Here is a 16,705-nt window from a genome sequence, read left to right on the forward strand (position 1 = left end):
TTCCGCGGCGCTCTGCGCGCCGATCCGCAGGACCCGCGCGCCCGCTATTTCGTCGCTGTCGAGATGGACCAGCGCGGCGAGCGCGAGGCGGCCATGACGGCCTGGATCGACCTGATCAATTCGGCGCCGACCGGCGCGCCCTGGGCCGCCGAGGTCCGGACCTTTGTCGAGGATCTGGCGCGCGAGCGGGGTCAGGACATCTCCGGCCGGCTGCGGCCCGCGCCGGCGGGAGCGGTCGCCCCGGCGGCGGTTCCTCCCGGGATCCCCGGACCGACCGCCGCCCAGGTCGCCGAGGCCGGGTCAATGTCCGAGGCGGACCGGCAGGCCATGATCCAGGGCATGGTGGGCGGTCTGGAAGAGCGGCTCAGGACCTCGCCGCGCGATCGGGACGGCTGGGTGCGCCTGATGCGGGCGCGGATGGTGCTGGGCGACAGCGCCGCGGCGACGACGGCTTACCGCAACAGCCTGCGCGCCTTCGCCGATTCTCCGGCCGAACAGGCCGCCCTGACCGAGGCGGCGCGGGGTCTCCGCGTGCCCGGCGCCTGACGCGGCGGTTTATCGCGACGCGCGACCCCGCGTGACAAAGAACAACGTTCCGGTTCAAGGTGCCGCGCAAGCGGGGGCTGGGCGTAATGACCGGGGCATCGATACAGGACGCGATCCTGCCTGCGATCGGCGATCCGCTGGTTGTCGGGGCGTTCGTCCTCGGCGGCCTGATCGTCGTCCTCGTCGCAGCGATGGCGCGGCGCCGGCGACGGCCAACGGTTGATCGGACCGCACCTCCGCCTGACTCCGCCGCACCAGTAGCGCTTTCCTCATCCCGCAGCGCCGCCCCCGCGAAGGTCGCCGCTCCCGCATTGGAAAAGACGATGACCAAGGCTTCGGACCTCTTTGTCGCCTGCCTGGAAGAGGAGGGCTGCGAATATGTCTTCGGCGTCCCGGGCGAGGAGAACCTCGACTTCCTCGACAGCCTGTCGCGCAGCCGCAAGATCAGGCTGATCCTGACCCGGCATGAGCAGGGGGCCGGTTTCATGGCCGCCACCTATGGCCGGCATACGGGCAAGGCCGGCGTCTGCCTCGCGACCCTGGGCCCCGGGGCGACCAATCTGGTGACCGCCGCCGCCTATGCCCAGCTCGGCGGCATGCCGATGCTGATGATCACGGGCCAGAAGCCGATCAAGTCGTCGAAACAGGGCCGGTTCCAGATCCTCGACGTGGTCGACATGATGCGGCCGATCACCAAATTCACCCACCAGCTGGCCTCGGCCGACAACATCCCGGCCCGGGTGCGCGAGGCGGTTCGTCTGGCCCAGGAGGAGAAGCCCGGCGCCACCCATCTGGAGTTCCCCGAGGACGTCGCCCATGAGCAGACGACCTCGCCGGTCATCGTCGCCAGCCAGGTTCGCCGCCCCGTGGCCGACGACAAGTCGATCCGCGTCGCCGCCGACCGCATCGCCCGCGCCAGGTCCCCCCTGCTGATCATCGGCGCCGGGGCCAACCGCAAGCTGACCAGCCGGATGCTGACCGAACTGGTTGAAAAGACCGGCATTCCCTACATCACCACCCAGCTGGGCAAGGGGGTGATCGACGAGCGCAACCTGAAATACCTGGGCTGCGCGGCCCTGTCGTCCGGCGACTTCGTGCACCGGATCATCGAGGCCGCCGACGTCATCATCAACGTCGGCCACGACGTGATCGAGAAGCCGCCCTTCTTCATGAAGCCGGGCGGCTGCGACGTCATCCACATCGGCTTCCGGACGGCCGAGGTCGATCCGGTCTATTTTCCGCAGATCGAGGTGGTCGGCGATATCGCCAACGCGATCTGGCAGCTCAAGGAGAGCCTCTCGGCCCAGCCGCACTGGACCTTCGGCGCCATGGAGCGCGCCCACAAGGCCGAGCTGGACCACACCGCCGCCTCGGTCGGCGACCTGCGCTGCCCGGTCTATCCGCAATATCTGGTTGATCAGGTCCGCAAGGTCATGCCGTCCGACGGAATCCTGTGCCTCGACAACGGCGTCTACAAGATCTGGTTCACGCGCAGCTATCCGGCGCACATGCCCAACACCTTCCTGGTCGACAATGCGCTGGCGACCATGGGGGCGGGCCTGCCGTCGGCCATGGCCTCCAGCATGATCTTCCCCGACCGCAAGGTCATGGCGGTCTGCGGCGACGGCGGCTTCATGATGAACAGCCAGGAGCTTGAGACCGCGGTGCGGCTGAAGCTGAACCTCGTCGTGCTGATCCTGAACGACAACAGCTACGGCATGATCCGCTGGAAGCAGGCCAATATGGGCTTTCAGGACTGGGGCCTGACCTATGGCAATCCGGACTTCGTCAAATACGCCGAGAGCTACGGCGCCCATGGCCACCGGGTGACCTCGGCCGAGAGCCTGCCGGCCCTGCTGAAACAGTGTCTTGATACGCCGGGGGTTCATGTGGTCGAGGTGCCGATCGACTATGCCGACAACGACCGCATCCTGAACAAGGATGTCCGCGAACTCAGCGCGGCCTTGCCGGTTTAACCTCCAGTCCCCCGCCGGAGCCGTCCCATGCCGTCCCTGAAAGCCGCCTATCCGCTCTACCTGGCCAATGAGGCGCTGACGCCCAACCAGGACCTGGAGGTGACGGACAAATATACGGGCAAGGTGGCGACGCGGGTGGCCATGGCCGACGCAGCGACCATCGACCGCGCCATCGGCGAGGCGGTCAAGGCGACCGAGCCGATGGCGCGGATGGCGGCCTATGAGCGGCAGGCCGTGCTGGCGCACTGCGTCAAACGCTTCCAGGAGCGGGCCGACGAACTGGCCTATGCCCTGTGTATCGAGGCCGGAAAGCCGATCAGGGATTCGCGGGGCGAGGTGACCCGGCTGATCGACACCTTCCGCATCGCCGCCGAGGAGTCGGTGCGCATGACCGGCGAGGTCCAGCCGCTGGACATCTCGGCGCGCGCCAAAGGCTATCAGGGGATGTGGAAGCGCGTGCCGATCGGGCCGTGCTCCTTCATCTCGCCGTTCAACTTCCCGCTCAATCTGGCGGCCCACAAGATCGCGCCGGCCCTGGCCGTGGGCTGCCCGTTCGTGATGAAGCCGGCCTCGCGCACGCCGCTGGGGGCGCTGATCATCGGCGAGGTGCTGGCCGAGACCGACCTGCCGAAAGGCGCCTTCTCCATCCTGCCCGCGACGCGCGACGGCTCGGACCTGTTCACCACCGACGACCGGCTCAAGCTGCTGTCCTTCACCGGCTCGCCGGACGTCGGCTGGGCGCTGAAGGCGAAGTCCGGCAAGAAGAAGGTGGTGCTGGAGCTGGGCGGCAACGCCGCCGTCATCGTCGACCGCGACAGCGATCTGGAAGACGCCGCCGAACGGATCATCTTCGGGGCCTTCTACCAGTCGGGCCAGTCCTGCATCGGGGTGCAGCGCATCCTGATCCACGACGAGATCTACGGCCCGATGCGCGACCTGCTGGTGAAGAAGGCCAGGGCCCTGATCTGCGGCGACCCGCGCGAGGAGACCACCTTCATCGGTCCCATGATCGACGAGAAGGAGGCGACCCGCCTCGAGGGCTGGATCAACGAGGCCCGCGCCGCCGGAGCGACCGTGCTGTGCGGGGGCAACCGCGCGGGCGCCATGCTGGACGCGACCTTGCTGGAGGGCGTCGGTCGAGGCCTGAAAATCCGCGAGGAGGAGGCTTTCGGGCCGGTGGCCATCCTGTCGCGGTTCTCGGACTTCGAGGCCGCCCTGGCCGAGGTGAATGATTCAAAATTCGGGCTTCAGGCCGGCATCTTCACCCGCGACATTCACAAGGCGATGCGGGCCTGGGACGTGCTTGAGGTCGGGGGCATCCTGATCGGCGACGTGCCCAGCTATCGCGTCGACAACATGCCCTATGGCGGGGTCAAGGATTCCGGCCTCGGCCGCGAGGGCGTCAAATTCGCCATGGAAGACATGACCGAGATCCGCAATCTGGTCATCCGCCAGCGACCGGTGGAGGCCGTCCCGGCGCCCGCCCAACCGTCGTCTCCGCCTTCGCCGCCGTCCGGCCGCACGGGCTGGTTCGGCCGGAAGGCCTGACCGGCTCCTGGCCCCGTCGCGCGCGAGGGTCCGGAGCATGAACTCTTTGTCACGCGGCGGCAGGTTGTGACGCTCCTCCCGCTGGGCCATGGTTCACAAAACCGGGCTGGACCCCCGAAGGAGGAATGCATGCGTATCCGAATGATGTTGGCCGGTGCCGCCGCGGCGGGCCTGATGGCGTTTCCGGCCATGGCCGAGGACGGCCAGTATGCGCCGCAGCTGACCCGGATCATCGCGGAGGCCGCCGAGGGGACCTGCCTCGCCGCCTATATGGCGCAGCCCCTGCTGGACGCCTGCAACGCCCAGATTGCAGGGATGGCGCCGGCGCTCAGCGCCATGGGAGCGATCGAGACCATGACCTTCGTGAGCGCCCGGGACACGCCCGAGGGCAAGGTTGAGACCTATAGCGTCAAGTTCGCGGGCGGCCAGACGATGAACTGGTTCATCGGCCAGGAGCGCGACGGCAAATTCACCGTCGTCGGCGCCGGGGGCTAGGGTCTTGGTCGCAGGCGCAGCCGCGGGACTTTTGCTGGCCGGACTGATCGGGATCCCGGCAGGTTCGCAGACGCCGCCCATCTTCAATCCCGGCGCGCCGGGCGCTCCGTCGCGCGTGATCAGCGCCACGGAGGCGGTCGAGCTCAGCCGCAGCACCTTCACGGCCGACGACGTCGCCTTCATGCAGCATATGATCGTCCACCATGGCCAGGCTGTGGAGATGGTGGAACTGCTGCGGACGCGGGGCGCCAACCCTGCGGTGCGGCGCCTGGGCCAGCGGATCGCGCTCAGTCAGGAGGCCGAGATGGCCCTGATGCGCGACTGGCTGACGGACCGCGGCCAGCCGCTTGAAATGCCCGGAATGGGCGCCGGCCACGCGAGCATGGATCATTCCGCCCATGCCGGTCACGCCATGCCGCCCTCCGATACGCCGATCATGGCCGGCATGCTTTCGCCGGCGCAGATGCAGGCGCTCGCGGCCGCGACCGGACCCGCGTTTGATCGCCTGTTTCTCGAAGGCATGATCCGCCACCATCAGGGCGCGCTCGACATGGTCGATGCCCTGATGGCCCAGCCGGGAGCGGCTGAGGATACGATGCTGTCCGACTTCACCACCTCCGTCGTGGGCGACCAGTCGGCGGAGATTCTTCGCATGCAATCCCTTTTGTCTGACCTCTGAACCCCTTCCTGAAGGAGCGGCCATGAACGTTCGCAGCACCCTGCTTTCCACCGTCGCCGTTCTCGGCCTGTTGCTGGGGGCCAGCGCCGCCGCGGCGCAAGCCGGGGGACCCGGCGCCGCCCAGGTGATCCAGCCCGACGCCCGCAGCACCCTGTCGCCCGGCCTGGCCGACGCCGGTCAGGCGGCGTCCGGCATGGCGCTGGAGTACTCCGTCGGCATGGCGCCGGGGTTCGCCGATCCCGACATCGGCTTCTCGCCGCCGACCAGCCAGGCAGAGGGCGAGGCGATGATGGCCCGGGCGCGCGGCAATCCGAATTTCAGCCCGCTGGGTATGGCCAATACCGACATGGCGGTGTCGAACGGCAAGCTGTTCGTCGGCAATTTCAACGGCTTCAACGCCTATGACATTTCCGGCGGCGCGCCGCGGCTGGTCATGTCCGTGGTCTGTCCCGGGGGCCAGGGCGACGTCTCGGTGCACGGCGACCTGCTGTTCATGTCGGTCGAGGAGAACCGCGGCCGGTTGAACTGCGGCGCGGCGACCACGGAGGACGATGTCGTCACCCAGCGTTTCCGCGGCATTCGCATCTTCGACATCAGCGACCTGAACGCGCCGCGCCAGATCGCCGCCGTCCAGACCTGCCGGGGATCTCACACCCATACGCTGGTCCCGCATCCGACGGACGCCAACGTCCTGTATGTCTACAACTCCGGCACGTCGGATGTGCGCGGGACGGCGGAGCTGGCCATCTGCACCGACGGCCAGCCCGACCAGAACCCCGAGACCGCCCTGTTCTCGATCGATGTGATCAAGGTGGAACTGGACCGGCCGCAGGACGCGGCGATCGTCAACCGGCCGCGGATCTTCGCCGACAGCCAGACCGGCCGTGTTGCCGGCCTGTGGCGCGGCGGCCGGGCGGGCATCGCGAGCCAGAACACGGCCCAGACCAACCAGTGCCATGACATCACCGTCTTCCCGGAAGTCGGGCTGGCGGCCGGAGCGTGCAGCGGCAACGGCATCCTGCTGGACATCTCCGATCCGGAGAACCCGCGCAGAACGTCCGACATATTCGATCCGGACATGGCCTACTGGCACTCCGCCACCTTCAACAACGCCGGCGACAAGGTCGTCTTCACCGATGAATGGGGCGGCGGCATCGGCGCCCGTTGTCAGGCGACGAACCCCTCGACCTGGGGCGCGAATATGGTCGCGACCATCGAGAACCGGACCCTCGCGGGCAAGAGCTTCCACAAGCTGCCGAGCGCGCAGGGGGCCACCGAGAACTGCGTCGCCCACAACGGGATGATCATTCCGGTCCCGGGCCGCGACCTGATGGTCCAGGCCTGGTACCAGGGCGGCGTCTCGATCATGGACTTCACCGATCCGGCCAAGCCGGTCGAGATCGCCTTCTTCGACCGGGGGCCGATCGATGCGAACCGGCTCTATGTCGGCGGGTCGTGGTCGGCCTACTGGTTCAACGGGCGGATCTATTCCAGCGAGATCGCGCGCGGGCTCGACGTGCTGCGGCTGGTCCCGAGCGAACATCTGTCGGCGGCCGAGATCGCCGCGGCGGAGGCGGTGACCTCGGCGACGATCAACCCCCAGACCCAGACGCGTATCGTCTGGGCCGACACGCCGGACGTGGCCGCCGCCTATCTCGACCAGCTGACACGGGCCGGAGGGGTGGAGGCGGAGCTCTCCGCACAGGTCCAGGCCGGGATCGACCAATGGCGCCGCGGCGGTCGCGCCGACCGGCGCGGATCGGCGACGCTCGCCGGCCTCCTGAACGAGGCCTCGGGCAAGGCTGCCGGGCTGAACAAGATCCGGCTCAAGGCGCTGGCCGACATCTTCGAGCGGCGGGGTCGCTAGACGCCCGACTGACCGGAGATCGAGTCCTCCACAGGCCGTTGGTCGGATCCTCCGGCCTGAGCCGTTCACCTGCATCACCCGGCGGTCGTCCCACGATGACCGCCGGGTCGATTCGTTCTGGCCCGGTGCAAATCAGGAGGCGTCGCGACACAAATCCGCGGACGGAAAATCCTCGCGCCGATCCCGAAAAAACAGAAAATGCTGCACTAGCGAAGACGCTTGCGGAGCATCATTGTTGCTGAATATACATGAATGGCGCCAATAGTTGGCTATAAACTCGCTGTTTCTCGGCGCATCCGAACGATATTTGATCCCTCTCGACCCGGCGGCCGCTTGCTAATTTCGCAAACGCGGTAAACATTTCGCAAATGCGTAATGCTGTCCTGGGGGATCAAATGACACGACTTCGTATCGGGCTCGCGGGAGCCCTTACTCTTCTGCTCGGGAGCGTAGGCGGGACGGCCTCGGCGGCCGCTGCGGCGCCGCCCGCGCTTCTGGCGCACCAGGCGCCGCTGGCTCTCGACGGGGCGGCGACCGGCTGGATCCTGACGTCGACCGCCCTGGTCCTGCTGATGACCCTGCCGGGGCTGGCCCTGTTCTACGGCGGTATGGTGCGCCGCAAGAACGTCATCGCCACCATCACCCAGTCGCTGGGCGTGGCCTCGGTGGTGACCCTGGCCTGGTTCATCGCCGGCTACGGCCTGTCCTTCGGCGTCGGTCAGCCCATCGGCGGCTATTCGGGCGAAGAGGTGCAGAGCTACATCGGCTCGTTCCAGGCCCTGTTCCTGAACGGGGTGACGCCGGCGACGGCGCACAGCCTGGCGCCCGGCCTGCCGGAATACCTCTGGATCGCCTACCAGCTGACCTTCGCCATCATCACCCCGGCCCTGATCGCCGGCGCGTTCGCCGAGCGGATCAAATATTCGGGCCTGCTGCTGTTCACGGGCCTTTGGACCCTGCTGGTCTATGCGCCGATCTGTCACTGGGTCTGGGGCGGCGGTTTCCTTGGCGCGGCCGGCGTTCTGGACTTCGCGGGCGGCGCCGTGGTGCACGTCAATGCGGGGGTCGCCGGTCTGGTCTGCGCCATCTTCCTCGGCGCCCGGAAGGGCTACGGCAAGGAGAGCATCGTCGCCCACAATCCGGTGCTGACCATGATCGGCGCCTGCCTGCTGCTGGTCGGCTGGATCGGCTTCAACGCCGGCTCGGCCTGGACGGCCGATTCGATCGCCTCCGTCGCGCTGCTGAACACCATCCTGGCCGCCATGGCCGGCTCGCTGACCTGGAAGATCGTCGAGATCATGGAGAAGCGGAAGCCGTCGCTGATCGGCGTGCTGTCCGGCCTGATCGCCGGCCTGGTGGCCATCACCCCCGCTGCAGGCCTGGTCGATCCCAAGGGGGCGGTGATCATCGGCCTGGCTTCGGGGCCGGTCTGCTACGCCGCCTCGGTCTGGATCAAGAAGCTGCTGCGCTATGACGACAGTCTCGACGCCTTCGGCATCCACGGCGCGGGGGGCATTCTGGGCGCCGTTCTGACCGGCGTGTTCGCTTCGGCCGCCGTCAACGGCGCCGCCGAGGGCGCGACCGTCGCCAAACAAATCTGGGGTCTGGGCGTGACCATCGGCTGGAGCGCCGTGGCGACCTTCCTGATCCTGATCGTCTGCAAATTCACCACCGGCCTGCGGGTGACCGCGGAACAGGAGCAGGAGGGCCTCGACGGGCACCTGCATGGCGAGGTGATGGAGGGCGTCTGACCTCCATCCGACGGCGGCGCGGAGCCTCCCCTCCGCGCCGCCACCAGTATGCGTGAGTCTCGAAAACCATCGATAACAAGGGGATACGATGATGAGAACCGCTCTTGCCTGCGCGGCCGCCATGGCTGTGCTTCTGACCGCCGGGGCCGCTTCGGCCCAGGATACGCCCGAGGTCGGCTGGAATCTGGGGGTGACCAGCGACTATGTTTTCCGCGGCTACAGCCAGACCACTGAGGACCCCGCCATATTCGGCGGCGTGGATGTCACGGTCGGCAGCTTCTACGCCGGCGCCTGGGCCTCGAACGTTGATTTCGGCGACGACACGGACGCCGAAGTCGATCTCTACGGCGGCTATCGCACCGAGGTGTCGGGTTTCGCCGTTGATGTCGGAGTCGTCGGCTACCTCTATGTCTCCGCGCCGACCGGAGCGGACTATGACTACGCCGAGTTCAAGGCGGCTGCGTCGCGCGCCTTTGGACCGGTGACCCTGGCGGCTGCCGTCTACTGGTCGCCCGACTTCTTCGGGGCCGACGAGGAAGCGACCTATGTCGAGGCCAACGCCGCCTTCTCGCCGGCCGACAATTGGACGGTGTCGGGGGCGGTCGGTCATCAGGCGCTGGACGTCAACGCCGACTACGCGACCTGGAACGCCGGCGTGGCCTATGCCTTCAGCGACCATGTCGCGATCGACGTCCGCTATCACGACACCGATGTGACCGGTCCCCTGTCCGACGAACGGGTCGTGGGCGCGCTCAAATTCCTGTTCTGACATCTGCACTGCACAAGGCGGATCGGTCGGACGTTGCAGTGATAAGCGTCCGACCGGTCGGTTTTTGCATCACGAGTAACGAAATGCGCAAGAGTTGCATGAAAGTTGCCGTGTCGTCGTCCCGCCCCTAAGCCTTGTGCGGCAGCGAAAGGATCGAGGTGGCGTCCTCAAACCAGACATTCGTGATCACCCCAAGGAGGGGACCGGCCAGGAGGCCGGCGGCCGTTCGCGTGCGCGATTTCTCGGAGATCTACGCCGACTTCAGCCCGGTCGCCGGGGCCGGTCAGTCGAGCCGCTGCGCCCAGTGCGGCGTGCCCTTCTGTCAGACGGGCTGCCCCCTGCAGAACAACATTCCCGACTGGCTGCGTCTCGCGGCCGAGGGCCGCGCAGAGGAGGCCTGGCGCCAGTCCGCAGCGACCTCGACCATGCCGGAGATCTGCGGCCGCATCTGTCCGCAGGACCGGCTGTGCGAGGGGGCCTGCACCCTCGAGCAGTCGGGATGGGAGACGGTCACCATCGGTTCGGTCGAGCGATGGCTGGGCGACATGGCCTTCGAGCATGGCTGGGTCGAACCGATCCGCCCGCGGGTCGAGCGGGGCCAGTCTGTCGGTATCGTCGGTGCAGGGCCTGCGGGCATGGCGGCGGCCGACCGGTTGAGATCCGCCGGCTATGCGGTGACGATCTATGACCGGCACGACCGGGCAGGCGGACTGCTGATGTACGGCATCCCCGGGTTCAAGCTGGAGAAGCATGTCGTCCAGCGCCGTCTCGACCGGCTGGCCGAGGGCGGTGTCCGGTTCAGGCTCGGGGTGGACGTCGGAGGCGACTTGCCGTTCGGCGAGGTGCGGGCGGCGCATGACGCGGTGCTGGTGGCGACCGGCGTCTATCAGGCGCGGCGACTGACGGCGCCCGGATGCGGCTCGACCGGGGTGATCGCGGCGCTGGACTATCTGATCGCCTCGAACCGCAAGGGGCTGGGCGATGCGGTCGCGGCCTTCGACAGCGGCGCGCTGGACGCATCCGGCAAGCGCGTGGTGGTGATCGGCGGCGGGGATACGGCGATGGACTGCGTGCGCACGGCGGTGCGACAGGGCGCGACGTCGGTGACCTGCCTCTATCGCCGGGACCGGGACAATATGCCGGGCAGCGCGCGCGAGTTCGCCAACGCCGAGGAGGAGGGCGTGGTCTTCGAATGGCTGGCCGCGCCGCGCGCCGTGCTGGGCGAGGCCGACCGCGTGACCGGCGTCAGGGGCCAGCGGATGGCGCTCGCCGCCCAGTCCGCCGATGGTCGCTGGAGCGTCGAGCCGCTCCCGGGCGGCGAATTCGACCTGGCCGCCGATCTGGTCATCGAGGCCCTGGGCTTCGAGCCCGAGGACATGCCCGGCCTGTTCGCCGAGCCCGATCTGGCCCTGACCGAATGGCGGACGATCCGCACGGCGGGGCATACGAAGGCGACGACGCTGGAAGGCGTGTTCGCGGCAGGCGACATCGTGCGCGGCGCCTCGCTGGTGGTCTGGGCCGTGAAGGACGGACAGGACGCCGCCGCTGAGATCGACGCCTGGCTATCCGGCCGGGAGAGGGCGGCCGCATGACGTTCGAGCCGGAACAGTACGCACGCGACCGCCAGCGGCTGATCGACGGCCACGCCTATGACCCGGCCTCCGAGCGTGACGCCTGCGGCGTCGGGCTGGTCGCCGCCATCGACGGCAAGCCGCGCCGCGAGGTCATCGATCTGGCGCTCAAGGCGCTGAAGGCGATCTGGCACCGGGGCGCCGTGGATGCCGACGGCAAGTCGGGCGACGGGGCCGGCATATTGATCGGTCTGCCGCGCGCCTTCTTCGAGGCCCAGGTGCGGGACGCCGGGCATGAGCCCCGGCCGGGTCCCATCGCTGTCGGGATGATCTTCCTGCCGCGCGTCGATCTGGCGGCGCAGGAGCGGGCGCGGACCATCGTCGAGCGGGAGGTGATGGCGGCGGGCTTCTGGCTCTACGGCTGGCGTCAGGTGCCGACCCATGCGCCGGTGCTGGGCCAGCGGGCGGCGACGACCCGGCCCGAGATCGAGCAGATCATGCTGAGCGCGCCGAACGGCCTCGATGGCGAGGAATTGGAGCGGGCCCTGTACCTGTTGCGCCGCCGGATCGAGGCGCGGGCGACCGCCTCGGGCCTGCAGCATTTCTACATCTGCTCCCTGTCCGCGCGTTCGGTCATCTACAAGGGGATGATGCTGGCCCAGGCGCTGGCGGACTTCTATCCGGACCTGAACGACCCCCGGGTCGAGGCCAATGTGGCGCTCTTTCACCAACGCTATTCGACCAACACCTTCCCCGAATGGCGGCTGGCCCAGCCGTTCCGCATGCTGGCCCACAACGGCGAGATCAACACCCTTCGCGGCAACGCTGGCTGGATGCGCAGCCACGAGATCCGCATGACCGCCGAGGCCTTCGGGGCCGACGACGGCATCGTCAAACCGGTGATACAGGCCGGCGGATCGGACTCGGCGGCGCTGGACAATGTGTTCGAGGTGCTGGTCCGGGCGGGTCGCCCGGCCCCGATGGTCAAGGCCCTGCTGATGCCCGAGGCCCCGATCGAAGGCGTCATCTCGGACGACCACCGCGCCCTCTACGCCTATTGCAACGCCGTGATGGAGCCGTGGGACGGCCCGGCGGCCGTCTGCGCCACCGACGGCCGCTGGGTCGTGGCCGGCAAGGACCGCAACGGCCTGCGTCCGCTGCGGGTCGCGGAGACCGCCGACGGCCTGCTGATCTGCGGCTCCGAAGTCGGAATGACGGGCATCGCCGATGAGCGGATCAAACGCCGGCTGCACATCGGCGGCGGGCGGATGATCTCGGTCGATCTGGAGGCGGGCGTTCTCTACGACGAGACCCGGACGGTGGACCGGCTGGCGGCGGCGCTGCCCTATCGCCAGTGGCTGTCGAACATGGTCGAGCTGGAGCCGCTGGTCGGCCCGGGGCCGGAACCGCGCCGGCTTTCGGGCGAGGCCCTGACCCGCTTCCAGGCCGCGGTCGGCTGGACCCAGGAGGATATCGACACCCTGCTGGACCCGATGGCCGGGGAGGGCAAGGAGGCGGTCGCCTCCATGGGCGACGACGCCCCGCCGGCGGTCCTGTCGCATCAGGACCGGCCCTTCGCCCACTATTTCCGGCAGGCCTTCGCCCAGGTCACCAATCCGCCGATCGACCCCTTGCGCGAAGCCGGCGCCATGAGCCTGCGGACGCGGTTCAAGAACCTCGGCAACATCCTCGCCCAGGATGAGACCCAGACGAAGGTGTTCGTCCTCGACAGTCCGGTCCTGACCACCGGCATGTATGAGCGGATGCTGGATGTGGTCGGGGCGGGCGCCACCACGGTCATCGACTGCACCTTCCCGGCCGGCAAGACGTCGCTGAAGCAGGCGCTGGACCGTATCCGCGACGAGGCCGTGGCGGCGGCGCGGGGCGGGGCGGGACTAATCGTCCTGACGGATGAGCGGATGGGCGAGGACCGGCCGTTGATCCCGATGATCCTGGCCACGGCCGCGGTGCACGGTCGGCTGGTGGACGAGGGCCTGCGCACCTATTGCTCCCTGGTCGTGCGCGCGGCCGAGGCGATCGACGCCCACGCCTTCGCCGTGCTGGTCGGGGTCGGCGCCACGGCGGTCAACGGCTGGCTGGCGCAGGAGACCTTCCTCGAACGGCTCGGGGGCGGCCGTTACCCGGGCCTGACGCTGCGTGAGGCCTGTCTGAACCACAAGGCGGCGGTTGAGGCGGGGCTGATGAAGATCCTGGCCAAGAAGGGCATCTCCGTCATCTCGGCCTATCGCGGGGCCTGCGAGTTCGAGGCGCTGGGGCTGTCGCGGGCGCTGGTGGCGGAGTTCTTCCCCGGCATGACGTCGCGCATCTCCGGCATCGGCCTGGCGGGGATCGAGGCGCAGATGATCCGCAAGACCGCGCGGGGCTTCGACGCCTGGAAGCCCACCCTGCGCATCGGCGGATCGCACCGCATCCGGGCGGGGGAGGAGACCCACGGCTGGGACGCCGAGCTGATCCACCGGCTGCAGGACGCGACCACGCGCGGGGACTACGGGCGGTTCAAGGCCTATTCCCGACGCGTGCGGGACCTGCCGTCCACCGCGCTCCGCGACCTGCTGGATTTCCGTGAGGCCGTGCCGGTTGCAGTGGATGAGGTCGAGAGCGTCAACGACATCCGCCGCCGGTTCGTGACGCCCGGCATGTCGCTGGGCGCCCTGTCGCCCGAGGCGCACGAGACGCTCAACATCGCCATGAACCGGATCGGGGCCCGGTCGGTGTCCGGCGAGGGCGGCGAGGACCCGGCGCGCTATACGCCGCGCCCGAACGGCGACAACGCCAACAGCGCGGTCAAACAGATCGCCTCGGGCCGGTTCGGCGTCACGGCCGAATATCTCAACCAGTGCCGTGAGATCGAGATCAAGGTGGCCCAGGGCGCCAAGCCGGGTGAGGGCGGCCAGCTGCCCGGTTTCAAGGTCACCGAATTCATCGCCCGCATGCGCCATTCGACGCCGGGCGTGGGCCTGATCAGCCCGCCGCCGCATCATGACGTCTATTCGATCGAGGATCTGGCCCAGCTGATCTACGACCTGAAACAGGTCAATCCGGACGCCCGGGTGACGGTCAAGCTGGTGTCCCAGTCGGGCATCGGCGCGGTGGCGGCGGGGGTGGCCAAGGCCAAGGCCGACGTCATCCTCATTGCGGGCCACAACGGCGGTACGGGCGCCTCGGCCCTCGGCTCGATCAAACATGCGGGCATGCCGTGGGAGCTCGGCCTGTCCGAGGCCCATCAGGTGCTGAGCCTGAACGGTCTGCGCGGCCGGGTGCGGCTGCGGACCGACGGCGGGCTGCGCACCGGGCGGGACATCGTCATCGCCGCCATGCTCGGCGCCGAGGAGTTCGGCATCGGCACGGCCAGTTTGATCGCGGTCGGCTGTCTGATGGTGCGCCAATGCCATTCCAACACCTGCCCGGTCGGGGTCTGCGTTCAGGACGAGCGGCTGCGCGCCATGTTCACAGGCACGCCCGACAAGGTCGTCAATCTGTTCAGCTTCATCGCCGAAGAGACCCGCGAGGTGCTGGCATCTCTCGGCCTGCGGTCGCTGCACGAGGCGGTGGGTCGGACGGACCTGTTGCGCCAGGTGTCGCGCGGCGACGCCCATCTGGACGACCTCGACCTCAATCCCCTGCTGGTGCGGGTCGGGGAGGGTGAGGCGCGCTCCGCCGAGGCACCCTACAATGCGGTGCCAGACACCCTCGACGCCCGTATCGTCGAGGACGCGGCGCGCTTCCTCGAAGGGCGGGAGAAGATGTCCCTGACCTATGCGGTGACCAACACCCAGCGGGCGATCGGGGCGCGCATCTCATCCCATATCGTGCGGCGTTACGGCTCCGACCTGCCGGCCGGCCATCTGACGTTGAAGCTGCGCGGCGCGGCGGGTCAGTCGCTGGCGGCCTGGGGCATGACCGGTCTGCGCATCGAGCTGGACGGCGAGGCCAATGACTATGTCGCCAAGGGGCTGTCGGGCGCCGAAGTCATTGTGAGGCCGACCTCCTGGGCTGTCGGCGAGGCCCTGATCGGCAACACCTGCCTGTACGGCGCGACCTCCGGCGCCCTGTTCGCGGCGGGTGCGGCGGGCGAGCGGTTCGCGGTCAGAAACTCCGGCGCGACCGCTGTGGTCGAGGGCTGCGGCGCTCACGGCTGCGAATATATGACCGGCGGCGCGGTGGTGATCCTGGGCGAGACAGGGTGGAATTTCGGCGCCGGCATGTCGGGCGGCGAGGCCTTTGTGCTCGATGCCGATGGCTCGGCCCGGAAGCGCTTCAACGCCGACTCGGTTGTGGGCGGCGCGGTGATGGGGAGGGCGGCGGGTCGGCTGCAGGCGTTGGTCGCCCGCCATGCGGCGGAGACCGGGTCACCGCTGGCGCAGCGCCTGATCGAGACCTGGCCCGAAGCGGCAGGGCGGTTCAGACATGTGCTGCCCCGGGCCCAGGAACCTGCGGCGGCGAACACGCGAAGGGCGTAGGCGTCGTCGCGGGCGTGGCGGACAGGGTGGGATTCGAACCCACGGTAGGCTTTCACCTACGGCGGTTTTCAAGACCGCTGCCTTAAACCACTCGGCCACCTGTCCGTGTTCATCGAGCGGACTGGCCGCATAGCGCCAAACGGGTCGTTAACCAAAGCGGAAATGTCTTTGGCCATGCTGATCGCCTTCAAGGGCTGGGATATGGCCGGAATTCTGTCCACGAAAACGCTTCGGGGCGTCCTGGTCGCGGCCCTGCTGTCGCTGCTCGCGGCCTGCGCCGGCGTGGCCCGGCCCGAGGCGTCGCGCCTGCCGGCCGTGAACGATCCGGCGCCCATCGTTTCCGGGACCATGCGCCCCTACCAGGTGCGCGGGCGCTGGTATCAGCCGGCGGACCAACCGGGCTATGAAGAGACCGGCCTGGCCTCCTGGTACGGCGACCAGTTCAACGGACGGCCCACGGCCACCGGCGAGCGGTTCGACATGCATGCCCTGACGGCCGCCCACAAGACCCTGCCGCTGCCCGGTCTGGTCGAGGTGACCAATCTGGCCAACGGCCGCCGCATCGTGGCGCGGGTCAACGATCGCGGGCCCTTTGTCGATAACCGGATCATCGACCTGTCGCGCGGCTCGGCGGAGGCGCTGGGCATGTTGCAGGCCGGGGTGGGAGAAGTCCGGGTCCGCTATCTGGGGCGCGCGCCGCGAAACGGCGGCGGGACGACCCTGCAGTACGCCGCGGCTGAATCCGCACCACCCGCACCCTCGCCGCCGGCCACGCGGGGCGACTACTGGATCCAGGCCGGGGCCTTCTCCGACCGCCGCGCCGCCCGCCGGGTCGCCGACGAACTGGGCGAGCGGGCGAGCGTGGACGGAGGCCGGAACGACGGCCTGTTCCGGGTCCTGGTCGGTCCCTGGCCCGATCCCAACGCCGCCGAGCGGTCGCGCCAGGCGGTGATCGCACGCGGATACGCCGACGCCCTGTTGATATCGGCGCGCTGAGGCTTGCTTGATCGCCCGCCGTCGCC

The 16,705-nt window shown here is 68.7% G+C and carries 11 protein-coding genes and 1 tRNA gene; 11 read left to right on the forward strand and 1 reads right to left on the reverse strand.

The window, feature by feature from the left end; all coding sequences use genetic code 11:
* The 10 genes from QQJ79_RS09215 to gltB all read left to right on the forward strand — a co-directional run.
* Positions 1 to 546 (forward strand): tetratricopeptide repeat protein (locus QQJ79_RS09215; RefSeq protein WP_488798462.1); only part of this gene is annotated, 546 nt, incomplete at its 5' end.
* 323 nt (positions 547 to 869) lie between these two features.
* The gene (locus QQJ79_RS09220; RefSeq protein WP_284222632.1) at positions 870 to 2,522 is read left to right on the forward strand and encodes an acetolactate synthase large subunit; all 1,653 of its coding nucleotides are present in this window, start codon (positions 870 to 872) and stop codon (positions 2,520 to 2,522) included.
* Between the two features lie 27 nt (positions 2,523 to 2,549).
* On the forward strand, positions 2,550 to 4,070 hold the full coding sequence (locus QQJ79_RS09225) for an aldehyde dehydrogenase family protein (protein WP_284222633.1): 1,521 nt from the start codon (positions 2,550 to 2,552) through the stop codon (positions 4,068 to 4,070).
* A gap of 129 nt (positions 4,071 to 4,199) precedes the next feature.
* Positions 4,200 to 4,565, forward strand: coding sequence for a hypothetical protein (locus QQJ79_RS09230; RefSeq protein ID WP_284222634.1), 366 nt, complete (start codon positions 4,200 to 4,202; stop codon positions 4,563 to 4,565).
* A gap of 4 nt (positions 4,566 to 4,569) precedes the next feature.
* Positions 4,570 to 5,244 carry a DUF305 domain-containing protein gene (locus QQJ79_RS09235; RefSeq protein ID WP_284222635.1) on the forward strand — a complete coding sequence of 225 codons (675 nt, stop codon included), beginning with the start codon at positions 4,570 to 4,572 and terminating at the stop codon, positions 5,242 to 5,244.
* A gap of 22 nt (positions 5,245 to 5,266) precedes the next feature.
* Positions 5,267 to 7,111 (forward strand): LVIVD repeat-containing protein, encoded by a 1,845-nt coding sequence (locus QQJ79_RS09240; protein ID WP_284222636.1) that lies wholly within the window; start codon positions 5,267 to 5,269, stop codon positions 7,109 to 7,111.
* 395 nt (positions 7,112 to 7,506) lie between these two features.
* A complete protein-coding gene (locus tag QQJ79_RS09245; protein ID WP_284222637.1) occupies positions 7,507 to 8,862 on the forward strand; it encodes an ammonium transporter in 1,356 nt (451 codons plus the stop codon).
* Between the two features lie 91 nt (positions 8,863 to 8,953).
* Positions 8,954 to 9,631: a TorF family putative porin gene (locus tag QQJ79_RS09250; RefSeq protein WP_348521784.1), complete on the forward strand. Its 678-nt coding sequence runs from the start codon at positions 8,954 to 8,956 to the stop codon at positions 9,629 to 9,631.
* Positions 9,632 to 9,789: 158 nt separating this feature from the next.
* Positions 9,790 to 11,223, forward strand: coding sequence for an NAD(P)-dependent oxidoreductase (locus QQJ79_RS09255; protein WP_284222639.1), 1,434 nt, complete (start codon positions 9,790 to 9,792; stop codon positions 11,221 to 11,223).
* Positions 11,220 to 15,683, forward strand: coding sequence for a glutamate synthase large subunit (gltB, locus tag QQJ79_RS09260; RefSeq protein ID WP_284222640.1), 4,464 nt, complete (start codon positions 11,220 to 11,222; stop codon positions 15,681 to 15,683). The genes QQJ79_RS09255 and gltB overlap by 4 nt, the downstream gene beginning before the upstream one ends.
* A 15-nt stretch (positions 15,684 to 15,698) precedes the next feature.
* Here gltB and QQJ79_RS09265 read toward each other — a convergent pair.
* Positions 15,699 to 15,788, reverse strand: a tRNA-Ser gene (locus QQJ79_RS09265).
* Positions 15,789 to 15,845: 57 nt separating this feature from the next.
* Between QQJ79_RS09265 and QQJ79_RS09270 the strand changes: the two genes are divergently transcribed.
* Complete coding sequence (locus QQJ79_RS09270) at positions 15,846 to 16,679, forward strand: septal ring lytic transglycosylase RlpA family protein (protein WP_284222641.1); 834 nt, start codon at positions 15,846 to 15,848, stop codon at positions 16,677 to 16,679.
* Positions 16,680 to 16,705: the final 26 nt, after the last annotated feature.

Origin of the sequence: Brevundimonas denitrificans (assembly GCF_030160755.1) — a bacterium.
Classification (GTDB): domain Bacteria; phylum Pseudomonadota; class Alphaproteobacteria; order Caulobacterales; family Caulobacteraceae; genus Brevundimonas; species Brevundimonas denitrificans.